The organism is Streptomyces sp. NPDC050743, from assembly GCF_044456925.1.
In the GTDB taxonomy this organism is placed as follows: Bacteria; Actinomycetota; Actinomycetes; order Streptomycetales; family Streptomycetaceae; genus Streptomyces.
The window spans coordinates 91,363-105,830 of the sequence record NZ_JBITGJ010000025.1 but is presented as its reverse complement, the minus strand read 5'-3'; the positions used below and the strand labels follow the sequence as shown (position 1 = coordinate 105,830).

Sequence of the window (14,468 nt, the reverse complement as noted above, 5' to 3'; positions counted from 1 at the left end):
AGACTCAACTTTGTGTACGCTGGTGAAGTCAGTAGTGGAGTGTGTGGCCGAGGAGGAGAACGGACGACGTGGACGCCGAGCTGACCAACAGGAGCCGGGACGCCATCAATGCGGCCGGCAACCGAGCCGTGACCGAGGGGCACCCGGACCTCACCCCCGCTCACCTGCTGCTGGCTCTGCTCCAGGGGCAGGACAACGAGAACATCACCGACCTGCTCGCGGCGGTCGAGGCCGATCAGGCGGCCGTACGCGCGGGCGCCGAGAAGATCCTGGCCGCGCTGCCCAGCGTGACCGGGTCCACGGTCGCGCCGCCGCAGCCCAACCGCGAGCTGCTGGCCGTGCTCGCCGACGCCGACGAGCGCGCGAAGGAGCTCGGTGACGAGTACCTGTCGACCGAGCATCTGCTCATCGGCATCGCCGCCAAGGGCGGTCGCGTCGGCGAACTGCTCCAGGCACAGGGCGCCGACGCGAAGAAGCTGCTGGAGGCCTTCAAGAAGGCCAGGGGAGGACGCCGCGTGACCACCGCCGACCCCGAGGGTCAGTACAAGGCCCTGGAGAAGTTCGGCACCGACTTCACCGCCGCCGCCCGCGAGGGCCGGCTCGACCCGGTCATCGGGCGGGACCAGGAGATCCGGCGGGTCGTGCAGGTGCTGTCCCGCCGTACCAAGAACAACCCCGTGCTCATCGGTGAGCCGGGCGTCGGCAAGACCGCCGTCGTCGAGGGGCTCGCCCAGCGGATCGTCAAGGGTGACGTGCCCTCGTCACTGAAGGACAAGCGGCTGGTCGCGCTCGACCTCGGCGCGATGGTGGCCGGCGCCAAGTACCGCGGCGAGTTCGAGGAGCGGCTGAAGGCCGTCCTCGGCGAGATCAAGGACTCCGACGGGCAGATCATCACCTTCATCGACGAGCTGCACACCGTCGTCGGCGCCGGCGCGGGCGGCGACTCCGCCATGGACGCGGGCAACATGCTCAAGCCCATGCTGGCCCGCGGCGAGCTGCGCATGGTCGGCGCCACCACCCTGGACGAGTACCGGGAGCGGATCGAGAAGGACCCGGCGCTGGAGCGGCGCTTCCAGCAGGTGCTGGTCGCCGAGCCGACCGTCGAGGACACCATCGCCATCCTGCGCGGTCTCAAGGGCCGGTACGAGGCCCACCACAAGGTGCAGATCGCGGACTCGGCGCTGGTGGCCGCCGCCACCCTCTCCGACCGCTACATCACCTCCCGCTTCCTGCCCGACAAGGCCATCGACCTGGTCGACGAGTCCGCCTCCCGTCTGCGCATGGAGATCGACTCCTCCCCCGTCGAGATCGACGAACTCCAGCGCGCCGTGGACCGGCTGAAGATGGAGGAGCTGGCGATCGCCAAGGAGACCGACCCGGCCTCCGTCGCCCGGCTGGAGAAGCTGCGCCGCGACCTCGCCGACAAGGAGGAGGAGCTGCGGCACCTGACCGCCCGCTGGGAGAAGGAGAAGCAGTCCCTCAACCGGGTCGGTGAGCTCAAGGAGCGCCTGGACGACCTGCGCGGCCAGGCCGAACGCGCCCAGCGCGACGGCGACTTCGACACCGCCGCCAAGCTGCTCTACGGCGAGATCCCGCAGCTGGAGAAGGAGCTGGAGGCCGCCTCCGAGGCCGAGGAGGAGGCCTCCAGGGACACCATGGTCAAGGAGGAGGTCGGCTCCGACGACATCGCCGACGTCGTCGCCGCCTGGACCGGCATCCCGGCCGGCCGCCTGATGGAGGGCGAGACGCAGAAGCTGCTGCGCATGGAGGACGAGCTGGGCAAGCGCCTCATCGGCCAGAGCGAGGCCGTACGCGCGGTCAGCGACGCCGTACGGCGCTCCCGCGCGGGCATCGCCGACCCCGACCGCCCCACCGGCTCCTTCCTCTTCCTCGGCCCGACCGGCGTCGGCAAGACCGAACTCGCCAAGGCGCTCGCGGACTTCCTCTTCGACGACGAGCGGGCCATGGTCCGCATCGACATGTCGGAGTACGGCGAGAAGCACAGCGTGGCCCGGCTGGTCGGCGCGCCTCCCGGATACGTCGGCTACGAGGAGGGCGGCCAGCTCACCGAGGCGGTCCGCCGCCGCCCGTACTCCGTCGTCCTGCTGGACGAGGTGGAGAAGGCCCACCCGGAGGTCTTCGACGTCCTCCTCCAGGTGCTGGACGACGGCCGCCTGACGGATGGTCAGGGCCGCACGGTCGACTTCCGCAACACCATCCTGGTGCTCACCTCCAACCTGGGCAGCCAGTTCCTGGTCGACCCGCTGACGTCCGAGGCGGAGAAGAAGGAACAGGTCCTGGAGGCCGTCCGGGCCTCCTTCAAGCCGGAGTTCCTCAACCGGCTGGACGACCTGGTGGTCTTCTCGGCACTGACCAAGCCCGAGCTGGAGCGGATCGCCGGGCTCCAGATCGACCGCCTGGGCAGGCGCCTGGCCGAACGCCGGCTCACCCTGGAGGTCACCCCCGAGGCGCTGGCCTGGCTCGCGGAGGAGGGCATGGACCCGGCCTACGGCGCCCGCCCCCTGCGCCGCCTGGTCCAGACCGCCATCGGCGACCGCCTCGCCAAGGAGATCCTCGCCGGCGAGATCAAGGACGGCGACACGGTCCGCGTCGACCGCTTCGGCGAGGGCCTGCTGGTGGGACCGGCGACCGGGAAGACGCTGTGACGCTCACATGGTGAACGCGGGGAACCGTACGAGGGCCCGGTCCGGGCCCTCGTACGCTCCCGGCCCGGCGGCCGGAATCATGTCGGCCAAAGGCGGACAGGCGGGCGTCGGGGCTTGCCTCCCCCCTCCCCGCATGAGGGAGGATGGCGGAATCCGCACGAAGGGAAAAACACGGTGAGCATCGACCCGTCCTCGATTCCGAATTTCGGGGGCCAGCCCGAACCGCAGCCCCAAGGACCGGCGGGCCCCGTCGTCCCGGATCAGGATCTCGTGAAGCAGCTCCTCGACCAGATGGAGCTGAAGTACGTCGTCGACGAGGAGGGTGACCTCGCGGCTCCGTGGGAGCAGTTCCGCACGTACTTCATGTTCCGAGGAGAGGCCGAACAGGCGGTCTTCTCGGTGCGGACGTTCTACGACCGCCCCCACAAGATCGACGAGAAGCCGCAGCTGCTGGAGTCCGTCGACGACTGGAACCGCCGCACCCTGTGGCCCAAGGTGTACACCCACACCCACGACGACGGCACCGTCCGTCTGATCGGCGAGGCCCAGATGCTGATCGGCACGGGCGTCGACATCAACCACTTCGTCTCCTCGACCGTCAGCTGGGTGCGGGCCGCGATCGAGTTCGACCGGTGGCTCGTCGAGCAGCTCGGCCTGGAGCAGGAGGTCAACGAGGCGGACAAGCCCGAGAACCCCGAGGACGACGGCGAGTAGGCCCCGTCCCGCCGCCTACAGCGGTACCTGCGCGTACACCACGAGGTACGCGCCGTAGACATAGCTGAGCCCGGCCAGGGCCGCGACCACCACGGTCGCGTGCCAGGGCCGGGTTTTCGCCGTTCTCGCCAGCACCTGGGCCAGGGGCAGCAGCAGCGGGAACGCCGGCAGCAGAAACCGCGGCTTGGACTCGAAGAAGCCGGACCCGCCGAGCGCGACAACCAGCAGCACCCCGCTGAACACCAGCAGCGGCAGCGGGGCGCGATCCAGGAGCAGCAGCGCGTACAGCAGCGTCGCCGCCGCGACCAGGAGCAGGGCCATCGGGAACACGAACCGGGTGGCGTGCAGCAGCATGGCGCGCACGAACAGCAGTGAGCCGTGCCCGAGGTCGAACGTCGACCCCCACAGCCGCTGCACCTCGAAGTAGCCCCCGAGCAGATCGCCCTTCCGCAGCCCCACCCACAGCACATACGCCGTCCAGCCCAGCGGGGCGAGTGCCGCGCCCGTCCACAGCCTGTGGGAAACCCTTCCGCGGCGCCGCCACACCTCGGCTCCGGCCGTGGCGAGCACCGCGGCGGCGACCGCGAATCCGTTCGGCCGGGCCAGCCCCGCCAGCGCCGCCAGCGCGCCCGCCCACAGCCAGTTCCCGGCCAGCAGCGCATCCAGCGACCAGGCCGCGAACGCGGACAGCACGGGCTCGGTGTACGCCATCGACAGCACGACCGCGTGCGGCAGCAGCCCCCACAGCAGCACCAGCGCGCAACCGGTGGCCCGCCCGTGCACCCGGGAGCCGACCGCGTGGATCCCGGCGGCGGCCACCGCGGCCGCGGTCCAGGAGATCAGCAGCCCGGCGGTGCCACCGCCGACCGGGGCGGGCGCCGTCACCGCCCGCAGCAGCGCCGGGTACAGCGGGAAGAACGCGAGGTCGCTGTGCGGGCCCGGGTCGGAGGAGGGCAGGTCGTGACCGTAGCCGTGCGCGGCGATGCCCAGGTACCAGACCGAGTCCCAGGACCGGGCGAGCAGCGGCAGCGGGTGCCGGCCGGCGCCATGGGCGACGAGGGCGAGCACGGCGACCCCGGTGAGCCGGACGCCGAGAAAGAGGCCTACGGCGGCCCCGCCCGCACGGATCAGGGAGGGCCGGGCGCGGTCGCGCGGCGCCGGCTTCGCTGCGGCTACGGGCGGGGCGAGGGTGGTGCTGGCGTGGATCACATCACCGCACCCTGCAAGGGCGGCGGCGCCGATGCGAGCAGGTGGGCGCCGGGTGCGGCGCGGGTTCACCTGTGTCGAGTAAGCGGTGAAGCGCCGCTCGGCCGTCGGCGGGGCGCCTACAGGGCCTGAAGTCGTTCGGCCGCCTCCCGCAGCACCTCTTCCCGCTTGCAGAACGCGAAGCGCACGAACGGCGCCCCCGCCTCCCGGTCGTCGTAGAAGACGGCGTTGGGGATCGCCACGACGCCGGCCCGTTCCGGCAGGGTCCGGCAGAAGGCGAAGCCGTCCTTCTCGCCGAGGGGGCGGATGTCGGTGGTGATGAAGTACGTGCCGGCCGGCCGGAAGACCTCGAAGCCCGCCTCCGTCAGGCCCTGCGCGAGGATGTCCCGGCGGGCCAGCATGGACCGGCGGAAGCCCTCGAAGTAGGAGTCGGGCAGGGCGAGCGCCTCGGCGACCGCGTACTGGAAGGGGCCCGAGGAGACGTACGTCAGGAACTGCTTCACCGCGCGGACCGCGGACACCAGCTCCGGCGCGGCCGTGACCCAGCCGACCTTCCAGCCGGTGAAGGAGAACGTCTTGCCGGCCGAGCCGATCGTCACCGTGCGCTCGCGCATCCCGGGGAAGGACGCGAGCGGCAGGTGCTCGGCGTCGTCGAAGACCAGGTGCTCGTAGACCTCGTCCGTGACCACCAGCAGGTCCCGCTCGACCGCCAGCTCGGCGATCGCGGCCAGCTCGGCGCGCGTGAGGACCGTACCGGTCGGATTGTGCGGGGTGTTGATCAGCAGCAGCCGGGTGCGGTCGGTGACGGCGGCGCGCAGCACGTCCAGGTCCAGGCGGAAGGACGCCCCCTCCTCGAAGTGCGGCCGCAGCGTCACCGGCACGCGCGTGCCGCCCGCCATGGCGATGCTCGCCGCGTAGGAGTCGTAGTACGGCTCCAGGGCCACGACCTCGTCCCCCGGCTCCACCAGCGCCAGCAGCGCGGCCGCGATCGCCTCCGTGGCGCCCGCCGTGACCAGCACCTCGGTGTCGGGGTCGAAGCTCAGCCCGTAGCGGCGCAGCTGGTGCGCGGCGATCGCGGTGCGCAGCTCCGGGATGCCCGGCCCCGGCGGGTACTGGTTGCCGCGACCATCGCGCAGTGCCCGTACGGCCGCCTCCCTGACCTCCTCCGGGCCGTCGGTGTCGGGGAAGCCCTGGCCCAGGTTGATCGACCCGGTGGACAGGGCGAGGGCGGACATCTCGGCGAAGATCGTCGTCCCGAACTCGGCGAGCCGGCGGTTGAGGCGGGGGCGTGCGCTGGAGGTCATGGCGGCCATCCTCCGCCCAAGCTCTGGAGTTCCTCAACTCTGCTTTGCGCCCCCGGGCGGCCGGGCATCTGCCGGTCACCGCGGTCCACGGGGGGCCGCTTCGGGGGAACGGAAGGAGGGTGACGCCATGATCGCCGGCATCATCTTCATCCTGGTCGTGGCCGCGTTCGTGGCCCTCACGGCGCTGGCGGGCGCGCGGACCGGGAACCGGCAGCGCAAGGTGTCGCTCGGCAAGAGCGGCCGCGGCAGGTCCCGGTCGTACCGCGCATCGTCTTCTTCTTCGTCCTCGGCGTACGACGACAGCCGTAGCTGGTGGGCGGGCGGCGTCGACTCCGGCTCGTCGGGCGGCCACCACGGGGGACACCACGGCGGCCACTCCTGCGGTGGCGGCCACTCCTCCTGTGGTGGAGGTTCGTCCTGCGGCGGGGGTTCGTCGTGCGGCGGCGGTGGCGGATGCGGGGGAGGCAGCTGACAGGGGGCGGCCGAGCCTTCGGGGGAACCGTATCCGGGTCGCATTCTGGGCGCCCGCCGGGCGAAACAGCCGGCGGGCGCTCGCCGTTCGTCTTCCGCGCCAGGCGCACGCCTTGATTGAACAGTTGAGCTGTGGAGCCCTCTGAGGGATGGAAACCCCACGAAGTTGGGTAAAAACGCTGTGGGGGTGCCTCTGTTCATGATTCCCTATAAATCGCCAATGCAGCCTCCCGGACGTTCCTGAGACTTCCGCCCCGGCCGAGCCGGCTGGGCTGACGTGGCCGATCTCCCCCTCAACGCGTGTTAGCGGAGCCGACCCATGCTCACGACCCTGAACACCTCCTACACCGATACGCGTGCGGCCGACCTGGCCTGGGCCCTGGGACGCGAGCCGCTGCCGGCCCTCGCCACGCTCGACCTGGAACTGACCGGGGCCAGGCTCCAGTTGAGACTGCTCGGCGCGTCCCACCAGGTGCTGCTGGACGAGGAGCGCGGCCGCTGTTCGGAGACCGTCGCCTGTATCCCCGGCTCCAGCACCCCGCTGCCGCTCGGCGTCGCCAAGCGGGTCGGCGACTGGGAGTACGAGTTCGCCGCGCGCGTCGAGGTGCTCACCCCCGGCTCGTTCGCGGGCCGCGCCCAGGAGTTGCTGGCCCTCGTCTCCGACCATCCGCACGGCCTCGCCGGCGTCTTCCCGGGCAGCCCGCACGCATTCACCGCGATGCTGGCCCAGCGCCACGAGGGCCAGGTGCACTGGCGCACCTGGCACGCCTACCCGCAGGACGGGCAGTTGGTGGCCACCCGGACCCGGGTCGGCGTGCGCGTGCCGACCGCACAACTGAGCTGAGCACGCCCGCGCGGAGATAAACCCACCAGACGTCAACTGCCTCCAGATCCACACGTGTGGGTGACGAAGCGTACTGAGCGTGTGACGTAACGTCGCAGAGTGATCGATCCGCACGCCCCCGCGCCCCCGGGCTGCCCGCCGTCCTGGACGGCCCCCGCACGGCTGCCCGTCCGGCCCGGCACCGGGCGGTTCCTGGTCCTTGCGTGTGTCTTCGTCTGCGCGGCCTGCGGACTCGTGTACGAACTCGAACTGGTCGCGTTCGCCTCGTACTTGATGGGCGACTCGGTCACCCAGGCCTCCGTCGTGCTGTCCGTGATGGTGTTCGCGATGGGCGTCGGCTCCCTCGGCGCCAAGCGGCTGCGCTGGCACGCGGCGGCCGGCTTCGGCGCCATCGAGACCGCCCTCGCGCTGATCGGCGGCTGCAGCGCGATGGCGCTGTACGCCGTCTTCGCCTGGACCGGCGGCTGGGGCGGGGTGTGGGCCGAGGGCCCCCGCTGCCTGCTGGTCGCCTTCTCCCTCGCCATCGGCCTGCTCATCGGCGCCGAGGTCCCGCTGCTGATGGAGCTGATCCAGCGCATCCGGCACCAGGACGCGGGCGGTGCGGTGGCCGACCTGTTCGCGGCGGACTACGTCGGCGCGCTGGTCGGCGGCCTGGCCTTCCCCTTCCTTCTCCTGCCGCTCCTGGGCCAGTTGACGGGTGCGCTGTTCACCGGCACGGTCAACGTGGTGGCCGGCGGCGCCCTGGTCCTCGGGCTCTTCCGCCGCGACCTCACCCGCCGGGCCCGCTGGACCCTGCTCCTCGTCGGACTCGCCGTCCTCGGCGTCCTCGCCTCCGCCGCGGCCCTCGCCGACGAGTTCGAACGCGCCGCCCGGCACGCCGTCTACGGCAGGGACGTCCGGGTCGCCGAACAGACCGACGTCCAGGAGGTCGTCCTCGCCGGCGGCACCGGCGGCGAGCCCCTCGACCTCTTCCTGGACGGCCGGCTCCGCGTCGGCGGCCGCGACGAACGCCGCTACCACGAGGCCCTCGTCCACCCGGCCATGTCCGGCGGCCCGCACGCGCGCGTGCTGATCCTCGGCGGCGGCGACGGCCTGGCCGCCCGCGAGGTGCTGCGCCGGCCCGGGGTGCACCGAGTCGACGTCGTCGAACTCGATCCCGGCCTGCTCCGCCTGGCCCGCCACGACCCCGGTCTCGCCGCCGCCAACCACCACGTCTACGACGACCCCCGCGTCCACCCCACCGCCGCCGACGCCCTCGGCTGGCTGCGCGGCGCGCCCCCCTCCCGGTACGACGTGGTGATCGCCGACCTCCCCGACCCCTGCATCACCGCCAGCACCAAGCTCTACTCCCAGGAGTTCTACGGCCTGGCCCGCCGCGTCCTCGCCCCCGGCGGCCGGCTCGTCGTCCACGCCGGGTCCGTCACCACCCGCCCCCGCGTCTTCTGGACGGTCGCCGCGACCCTGCGCGCCGCCGGCCTCGTCGGCTCCGCCTACCGGGTCCTCGGCCACGACTCCGGCTTCCCGGCCGGCCCCGACCGCTCGGCGGGCGCGTCCGGGGCCCCGCACGACTGGGCCTTCCTGCTCGCGAGCCCGGGGACCACTCCACCACCGCTGCGACTGACCACCGGGCGGTCGCACACCCTGACGCAGGCGGAACTGAGGGCGGACGCGCGGGCGGCGCAACGGACCCGGATCGGGCGGCTGCCCGCGTCCACGCTGGTGCGTCCGCGGTACTGACGAGCCGGTCAGGTGAGGGTGAATTCCGGTCACGGCTGGGTAGGCTCACCGGACATGGAGCACCAGGTCTTCGTCCCGGTCCCGTCCGAGCCGCTCAGAGCCGCCCTCGCCGACCCCGCGCGCATCGCCCGCGCGCTCCCCGGTCTGCAACAGGACGCCGGTGCCGAACCCGTCGCCGGACGCCTCAAGCTCCGCGTCCAAGGACACTCCGTCACCTACCGGGGTACGGCGCGGGTGGCCGCCCGCGCCGACGGCACGTACGCCGTCGAGGCCGACGCCACCGAGGCCCGCGGCACCGGCGCCGTGAAACTCGCCCTCACCCTGCGCCTCGCGGAGGCCGAGGGCGGTACCACGGTCACGGTCGAGGGCACGGCGAACGCCGACGGCCGTATCGCGGAGCTCCCGCCGGACGCGGTGCACGCGGCGGCGACCCGCCTGCTGAACCGTTTCGTGGAGAACCTGGCGACGGTGGAGCCCGCGGCGGACTCGGAGGAGGGGCAGGAGCAGGCACCGGAAGCCGGGGCCGAACGCACCTCGGTCTTCGACACCGAGATCCCGCCGCCGTCCCTGGACCCGGCGGCCGACCACCTCGCCGAGGACTTCGCCGACACCGGGGAGCCCCCCGCCGAGGCCGCCCACGCCCGCCGCACGATGATCGGCCGCAGCGCGGAGGAGGTCGACCACGCGCCACCGCGGGGCCGCTACGCACCCGTCCCGGCACCCCAGACGGTGACGGCGACATCGGCACTGCGCTGGGCGGCGCCGGCGGCGGCACTGGTGGTGGCGTCGGCGATCGTCGTGAGCAGGGCACTGCGCAAACGCCGCTGAGCGCGATGCACCCCGATCTCCCCCAAGTACTGTCGTCCCGTGAGTAACGAAGACATCACGCTGACCGCAGGTGAAGCGGACGTACGCGTCAGCCCCGCCAACGGCGGCCGTATCAGCGGACTGCGGATCAACGGCACGGAACTGCTCCGGCAAGGCGAACGCTACGGGTGTTTCCCCATGGTGCCCTGGTGCGGCCGCATCCGCGACGGCCGCTTCCTGGACGGCGGCACCGTCCGCCAGATGCCGCTCAACTCCCCGCCCCACGCCATCCACGGCACCACCCGCGACGGCGCCTGGCGCACCGCGCGCGTCGCGGAGAACGAGGCGGTGATCACGTACGACCTGGTCGACCCCTGGCCGCACCCCGGCCGCGTCACCCACGTCGTCACGCTCGCCGAGGACTGTCTGACGCTGACGATGTCGGTGGAGGCGCGGGACGACTCCTTCCCGGCGCAGATCGGCTGGCACCCCTGGTTCAACCGCAACCTGGGCGGCGAGGACGTCACGGTCGACTTCAAGCCCACCTGGCAGGAGGAGCGCGGGGACGACCATCTGCCCACCGGCAACCGGATCGACCCCAGGCCCGGCCCCTGGGACGACTGCTTCGGCATGCCCGGCGGCGTCGACGTCACCCTCACCTGGCCCGGGCAGCTCCAGCTGAAGGTGGCCAGCCGCGAGGAGTGGGTGGTCGTCTACGACGAGCAGGCCGAGGCCGTGTGCGTGGAGCCGCAGACCGGCCCGCCCAACGGCCTGAACACCCTCCCGCGCCTGGTCACCCCGCTGGAGCCGCTGGAGGCGACGACGACCTGGAGCTGGCGTCGCCTTTAAGCTGGTCGGCATGACGGACGTACGCGGCGCGCTGCTGCAGCAGATCAAGGACAAGGCCGTGGTGCACGGCAAGGTGACCCTCTCCTCGGGTCTGGAAGCCGACTACTACGTCGACCTGCGCCGCATCACCCTCGACGGCGAGGCCGCCCCGCTGGTCGGTCAGGTGCTCCTGGATCTCACCGCGGACCTGGAGTTCGACGCGGTGGGCGGTCTGACCATGGGCGCCGACCCGGTCGCGGCCGCCATGCTGCACGCCGCCGCCGCGCGCGGGAAGCGGCTCGACGCGTTCGTCGTCCGCAAGGCCGCGAAGGCGCACGGGCTGCAGCGGCGCGTGGAGGGCCCGGACATCGCGGGCCGCCGGGTGCTCGTCGTCGAGGACACCTCCACCACCGGCGGCTCCCCGCTGACCGCCGTGGAGGCCGTGCGCGAGGCCGGCGCCGAGGTCGTCGCCGTGGCGACCATCGTGGACCGCGCGACCGGCGCCGCCGAGAAGATCGAGGCCGGCGCGGGTGTTCCGTACCGATTCGCCTTCTCGAAGGATGAACTGGGTCTGGACTGACGACGCGTAGTGACCTGGACTTGACCGGCGCATGGACCATCGGTCCATGTCTGGAAAGATGGGGACGACGACGGCGTCGAAACCCTCAGGTCTAGGTCAGGGCCGTAACGCACAACCCCAACCCGCAACACAAGGAGCGGACAGATGCCCATCGCAACCCCCGAGGTCTACAACGAGATGCTCGACCGGGCGAAGGCAGGCAAGTTCGCCTACCCGGCCATCAACGTCACCTCGAGCCAGACCCTGAACGCGGCGCTGCGCGGCTTCGCGGAGGCGGAGAGCGACGGCATCGTCCAGATCTCGACCGGTGGTGCCGAGTTCCTCGGCGGCCAGTACAGCAAGGACATGGTCACCGGCGCGGTCGCGCTCGCCGAGTACGCGCACATCCTCGCCGAGAAGTACCCGGTCAACATCGCGCTGCACACCGACCACTGCCCGAAGGACAAGCTCGACGGGTACGTACGCCCGCTGATCGCGATCTCCGAGGAGCGCGTGAAGGCCGGCCGGAACCCGCTGTTCCAGTCCCACATGTGGGACGGCTCCGCCGAGACCCTCGCCGACAACCTCCAGATCGCCCAGGAGCTGCTGGAGCGCACCCGCGCCGCCAACATCATCCTGGAGGTGGAGATCACCCCGACCGGCGGCGAGGAGGACGGCGTCTCGCACGAGATCAACGACTCCCTCTACACCACGGTCGAGGACGCGATCCGCACCGCCGAGGCCCTGGGCCTGGGCGAGAAGGGCCGCTACCTGCTGGCCGCCTCCTTCGGCAACGTGCACGGCGTCTACAAGCCGGGCAACGTCGTCCTGCGCCCCGAGCTGCTGAAGGAGCTGAACGAGGGCGTGGCCGCCAAGTTCGGCAAGGCCTCCCCCTTCGACTTCGTCTTCCACGGCGGCTCCGGCTCCACCGAGCAGGAGATCCTGACCGCGCTGGACAACGGCGTGGTGAAGATGAACATCGACACCGACACCCAGTACGCCTTCACCCGTCCGGTCGCCGCGCACATGTTCCAGAACTACGACGGCGTCCTGAAGGTCGACGGCGAGGTCGGCAACAAGAAGGCCTACGACCCGCGCACCTGGGGCAAGCTGGCCGAGGCGAGCATGGCCGCGCGTGTCGTCGAGGCCACGCAGAACCTGCGCTCGGCGGGCAACAAGATCAAGTAAGCGGTACGTCCGTTCCGCGGCGGGCCCGGTGGCTGTTCTCGGCCGCCGGGCCGCTGTATACCTGGGGGCATGCCCGATGTCCGGCTGGCCTCGCCCCAGGGCAAGTGGATCCTGTTCACCACGGTTCTCGGCTCCAGCATGGCGCTGCTGGACTCGACCGTCGTCAACGTGGCACTCCCGCGCATCGGCGACGACCTGGGCGCGAGCCTGGCCGCCCTGCAGTGGACGGTCAACGCGTACATGGTCACGCTGGCCGGGCTGATCCTGCTGGGCGGCTCGCTGGGCGACCACTACGGCCGGCGGAAGATCTTCATGCTGGGCGTGGTGTGGTTCGCCGCGGCGTCGTTGCTGTGCGGCCTGGCGCTGAACGCGGGCATGCTCATCGCCGCGCGGGCCCTGCAAGGCGTCGGCGGCGCGCTCCTGACCCCCGGCTCCCTGGCGATCATCCAGTCTTCCTTCCACCGCGACGACCGCAGCCGGGCCGTCGGCCTCTGGTCCGGCTTCGGCGGGATCGGCGCGGCGGTCGGCCCGTTCCTGGGCGGCTGGCTGGTGGCCGGACCCGGCTGGCGCTGGGTGTTCCTGCTGAACGTCCCGCTGGCGCTGCTGTGCGTGCCGGTGGCGCTGCGGCACGTCCCGGAGTCGCGGGACGGCGGCAAACACGCCCGCTTCGACGTCCTCGGCGCGGCGCTGGGCGCCCTGGCCCTGGCCCTGCTGACGTACGCGCTGATCGAGGCGAAATCGGGCTCCGTGGTGGTGGCGCTGACCGGGTTGGCCGGTGTGGCGGCGGCGGTCGCCTTCGTGCAGGTGGAGCGACACCGCCCGGACCCGATGCTCCCGCCGGACATCTTCTCCTCGCGCCAGTTCACGGCGGTCAACCTGGTCACCCTCTGCGTGTACGCGGCGTTCGGCGGCTTCTTCTTCCTCACCGCGCTCCAACTGCAGGTGGTGTCGGGCTACTCACCCCTGCAGGCCGGTACGGCCCTGCTGCCGACGACGGCCCTGATGCTCCTCTTCTCCGCCCGCTCGGGCGCCTTGGCGGACCGCACGGGCCCGCGCCTGCCCCTGACGGTCGGCCCTCTCCTCTGCGCGACGGCGATGCTGCTGATGCTCCGGGTGGGCAAGGGCGCCGACTATCTCACCGACGTCCTCCCGGCCCTCCTGGTCATGGGCGCGGGCATGGTGACCCTCGTAGCCCCCCTGACGGCGACGGTGCTCGCCTCCGTGGACACCGCGCGGGCCGGTCTGGCCAGCGGCATCAACAACGCGGCGGCGAGGGCGGCGGGCCTGATCGCGGTCGCCGCGCTGCCACTGCTCGCGGGCATGGGCCCGGACGCGTACCGGTCGCCCACGGCGTTCGACGCCGCGTTCGACCGCGCGATGCCGATCTGCGCGGGGGTGCTGGTGGCCGGGTCCCTGCTGGCCTTCACCCTGGTGCGCCGCCTGCCCCCCGACTGCCGCCACCCGGAATGCCAGGTACACGGCTGCGTGACGGCTCCGCCGCTGGAGGGGGAGCGGAGGGGGTAGGCGCGGGCACCTCCCGGCGAGCAGCGGCCCGACCCCGCCCGGCACCAGCTCAGGGGCACGGACCGGCACGCGCCGGCCGCACATGACGCCGGCACAGGACACCGGGCAGGAAACCGGTGAGCGGGAGCGGCAGACTGGACCCCATGACGATTCACGAAAACCTCCTCGGCGGTCCGCCCCCCACCCACCTCCCCGACGACCCCGAGCCCCGCGAACAGCTCGCGGCCGGCACCGCCCCCGCGGACGTCGCCGCCAAGTACCCCACCTCCTCCCTCGCCTGGGCCCAGCTGGCCGACGAGGCGTTCGAGCGCGGCGCGGTCGTGGAGTCGTACGCCTACGCCCGTACCGGCTACCACCGCGGCCTGGACGCCCTGCGCCGCAACGGCTGGAAGGGCCACGGCCCGGTCCCCTGGGAGCACGAGCCCAACCGCGGCTTCCTGCGCGCCCTGCACGCCCTCGCCCGCGCCGCCCAGGCGATCGGCGAGCAGGAGGAGTACGAGCGCTGCGCGCAGTTCCTGAAGGACTCCTCCCCGACGGCGGCCCAGACCCTCGGCTAGCCGAAACGCACGTCACCCGGTGTGGCCCGTCTGGCAACGGACGGGCCTTGCCGTATCCGGGCC

General features: G+C 72.2%; 13 protein-coding genes. 11 read left to right on the top strand and 2 right to left on the bottom strand.

From position 1 onward, the window contains the following. Positions 1-68 precede the first annotated feature (68 nt). Positions 69-2,666, top strand: coding sequence for an ATP-dependent chaperone ClpB (gene clpB, locus ACIBJF_RS24105; RefSeq protein ID WP_399176541.1), 2,598 nt, complete (start codon positions 69-71; stop codon positions 2,664-2,666). A gap of 174 nt (positions 2,667-2,840) precedes the next feature. Continuing rightward, a complete protein-coding gene (locus ACIBJF_RS24100; RefSeq protein ID WP_351807515.1) occupies positions 2,841-3,380 on the top strand; it encodes a YbjN domain-containing protein in 540 nt (179 codons plus the stop codon). A gap of 15 nt (positions 3,381-3,395) precedes the next feature. On the opposite strand, the gene ACIBJF_RS24095 is transcribed toward ACIBJF_RS24100, so the two are convergent. Further along, entirely contained in the window at positions 3,396-4,586 is a 1,191-nt protein-coding gene (locus tag ACIBJF_RS24095) for a hypothetical protein (protein WP_399176577.1), read from the bottom strand. A 119-nt stretch (positions 4,587-4,705) separates the two neighbouring features. Then, positions 4,706-5,899, bottom strand: a complete 1,194-nt coding sequence (locus ACIBJF_RS24090) for a pyridoxal phosphate-dependent aminotransferase (RefSeq protein ID WP_399176539.1) — start codon at positions 5,897-5,899, stop codon at positions 4,706-4,708. 118 nt (positions 5,900-6,017) lie between these two features. Between ACIBJF_RS24090 and ACIBJF_RS24085 the strand changes: the two genes are divergently transcribed. The 9 genes from ACIBJF_RS24085 to ACIBJF_RS24045 all read left to right on the top strand — a co-directional run bounded on the left by ACIBJF_RS24085 (position 6,018) and on the right by ACIBJF_RS24045 (position 14,405). Then, positions 6,018-6,362 carry a hypothetical protein gene (locus ACIBJF_RS24085; RefSeq protein ID WP_399176537.1) on the top strand — a complete coding sequence of 115 codons (345 nt, stop codon included), beginning with the start codon at positions 6,018-6,020 and terminating at the stop codon, positions 6,360-6,362. 318 nt (positions 6,363-6,680) lie between these two features. Beyond that, a complete protein-coding gene (locus ACIBJF_RS24080; protein ID WP_399176535.1) occupies positions 6,681-7,205 on the top strand; it encodes a DUF2617 family protein in 525 nt (174 codons plus the stop codon). 99 nt (positions 7,206-7,304) lie between these two features. Further along, positions 7,305-8,942: a polyamine aminopropyltransferase gene (locus tag ACIBJF_RS24075; protein ID WP_399176534.1), complete on the top strand. Its 1,638-nt coding sequence runs from the start codon at positions 7,305-7,307 to the stop codon at positions 8,940-8,942. 54 nt (positions 8,943-8,996) lie between these two features. Further along, a complete protein-coding gene (locus ACIBJF_RS24070) occupies positions 8,997-9,770 on the top strand; it encodes an SRPBCC domain-containing protein (RefSeq protein WP_399176532.1) in 774 nt (257 codons plus the stop codon). A 39-nt stretch (positions 9,771-9,809) separates the two neighbouring features. Continuing rightward, a complete protein-coding gene (locus tag ACIBJF_RS24065) occupies positions 9,810-10,598 on the top strand; it encodes an aldose 1-epimerase (protein WP_399176530.1) in 789 nt (262 codons plus the stop codon). Positions 10,599-10,608: 10 nt separating this feature from the next. Continuing rightward, positions 10,609-11,157, top strand: a complete 549-nt coding sequence (gene pyrE, locus ACIBJF_RS24060) for an orotate phosphoribosyltransferase (RefSeq protein WP_356300279.1) — start codon at positions 10,609-10,611, stop codon at positions 11,155-11,157. A gap of 144 nt (positions 11,158-11,301) precedes the next feature. Continuing rightward, the gene (gene fbaA / locus ACIBJF_RS24055) at positions 11,302-12,324 is read left to right on the top strand and encodes a class II fructose-bisphosphate aldolase (protein ID WP_399176528.1); all 1,023 of its coding nucleotides are present in this window, start codon (positions 11,302-11,304) and stop codon (positions 12,322-12,324) included. A gap of 69 nt (positions 12,325-12,393) precedes the next feature. Continuing rightward, positions 12,394-13,848, top strand: a complete 1,455-nt coding sequence (locus ACIBJF_RS24050) for an MFS transporter (RefSeq protein WP_399176526.1) — start codon at positions 12,394-12,396, stop codon at positions 13,846-13,848. 143 nt (positions 13,849-13,991) lie between these two features. Continuing rightward, positions 13,992-14,405, top strand: a complete 414-nt coding sequence (locus tag ACIBJF_RS24045) for a DUF3151 domain-containing protein (protein WP_208899685.1) — start codon at positions 13,992-13,994, stop codon at positions 14,403-14,405. Positions 14,406-14,468 lie beyond the last annotated feature (63 nt).

Coding starts and splice junctions, on each gene's coding strand:
- ACIBJF_RS24090 (WP_399176539.1), bottom strand. CDS start 5,899: ATGGCCGCCATGACCTCCAGCGCACGCCCCCGCCTCAACCGCCGGCTC.
- ACIBJF_RS24085 (WP_399176537.1), top strand. CDS start 6,018: ATGATCGCCGGCATCATCTTCATCCTGGTCGTGGCCGCGTTCGTGGCC.
- ACIBJF_RS24080 (WP_399176535.1), top strand. CDS start 6,681: ATGCTCACGACCCTGAACACCTCCTACACCGATACGCGTGCGGCCGAC.
- ACIBJF_RS24070 (WP_399176532.1), top strand. CDS start 8,997: ATGGAGCACCAGGTCTTCGTCCCGGTCCCGTCCGAGCCGCTCAGAGCC.
- pyrE (WP_356300279.1), top strand. CDS start 10,609: ATGACGGACGTACGCGGCGCGCTGCTGCAGCAGATCAAGGACAAGGCC.
- fbaA (WP_399176528.1), top strand. CDS start 11,302: ATGCCCATCGCAACCCCCGAGGTCTACAACGAGATGCTCGACCGGGCG.
- ACIBJF_RS24050 (WP_399176526.1), top strand. CDS start 12,394: ATGCCCGATGTCCGGCTGGCCTCGCCCCAGGGCAAGTGGATCCTGTTC.
- ACIBJF_RS24045 (WP_208899685.1), top strand. CDS start 13,992: ATGACGATTCACGAAAACCTCCTCGGCGGTCCGCCCCCCACCCACCTC.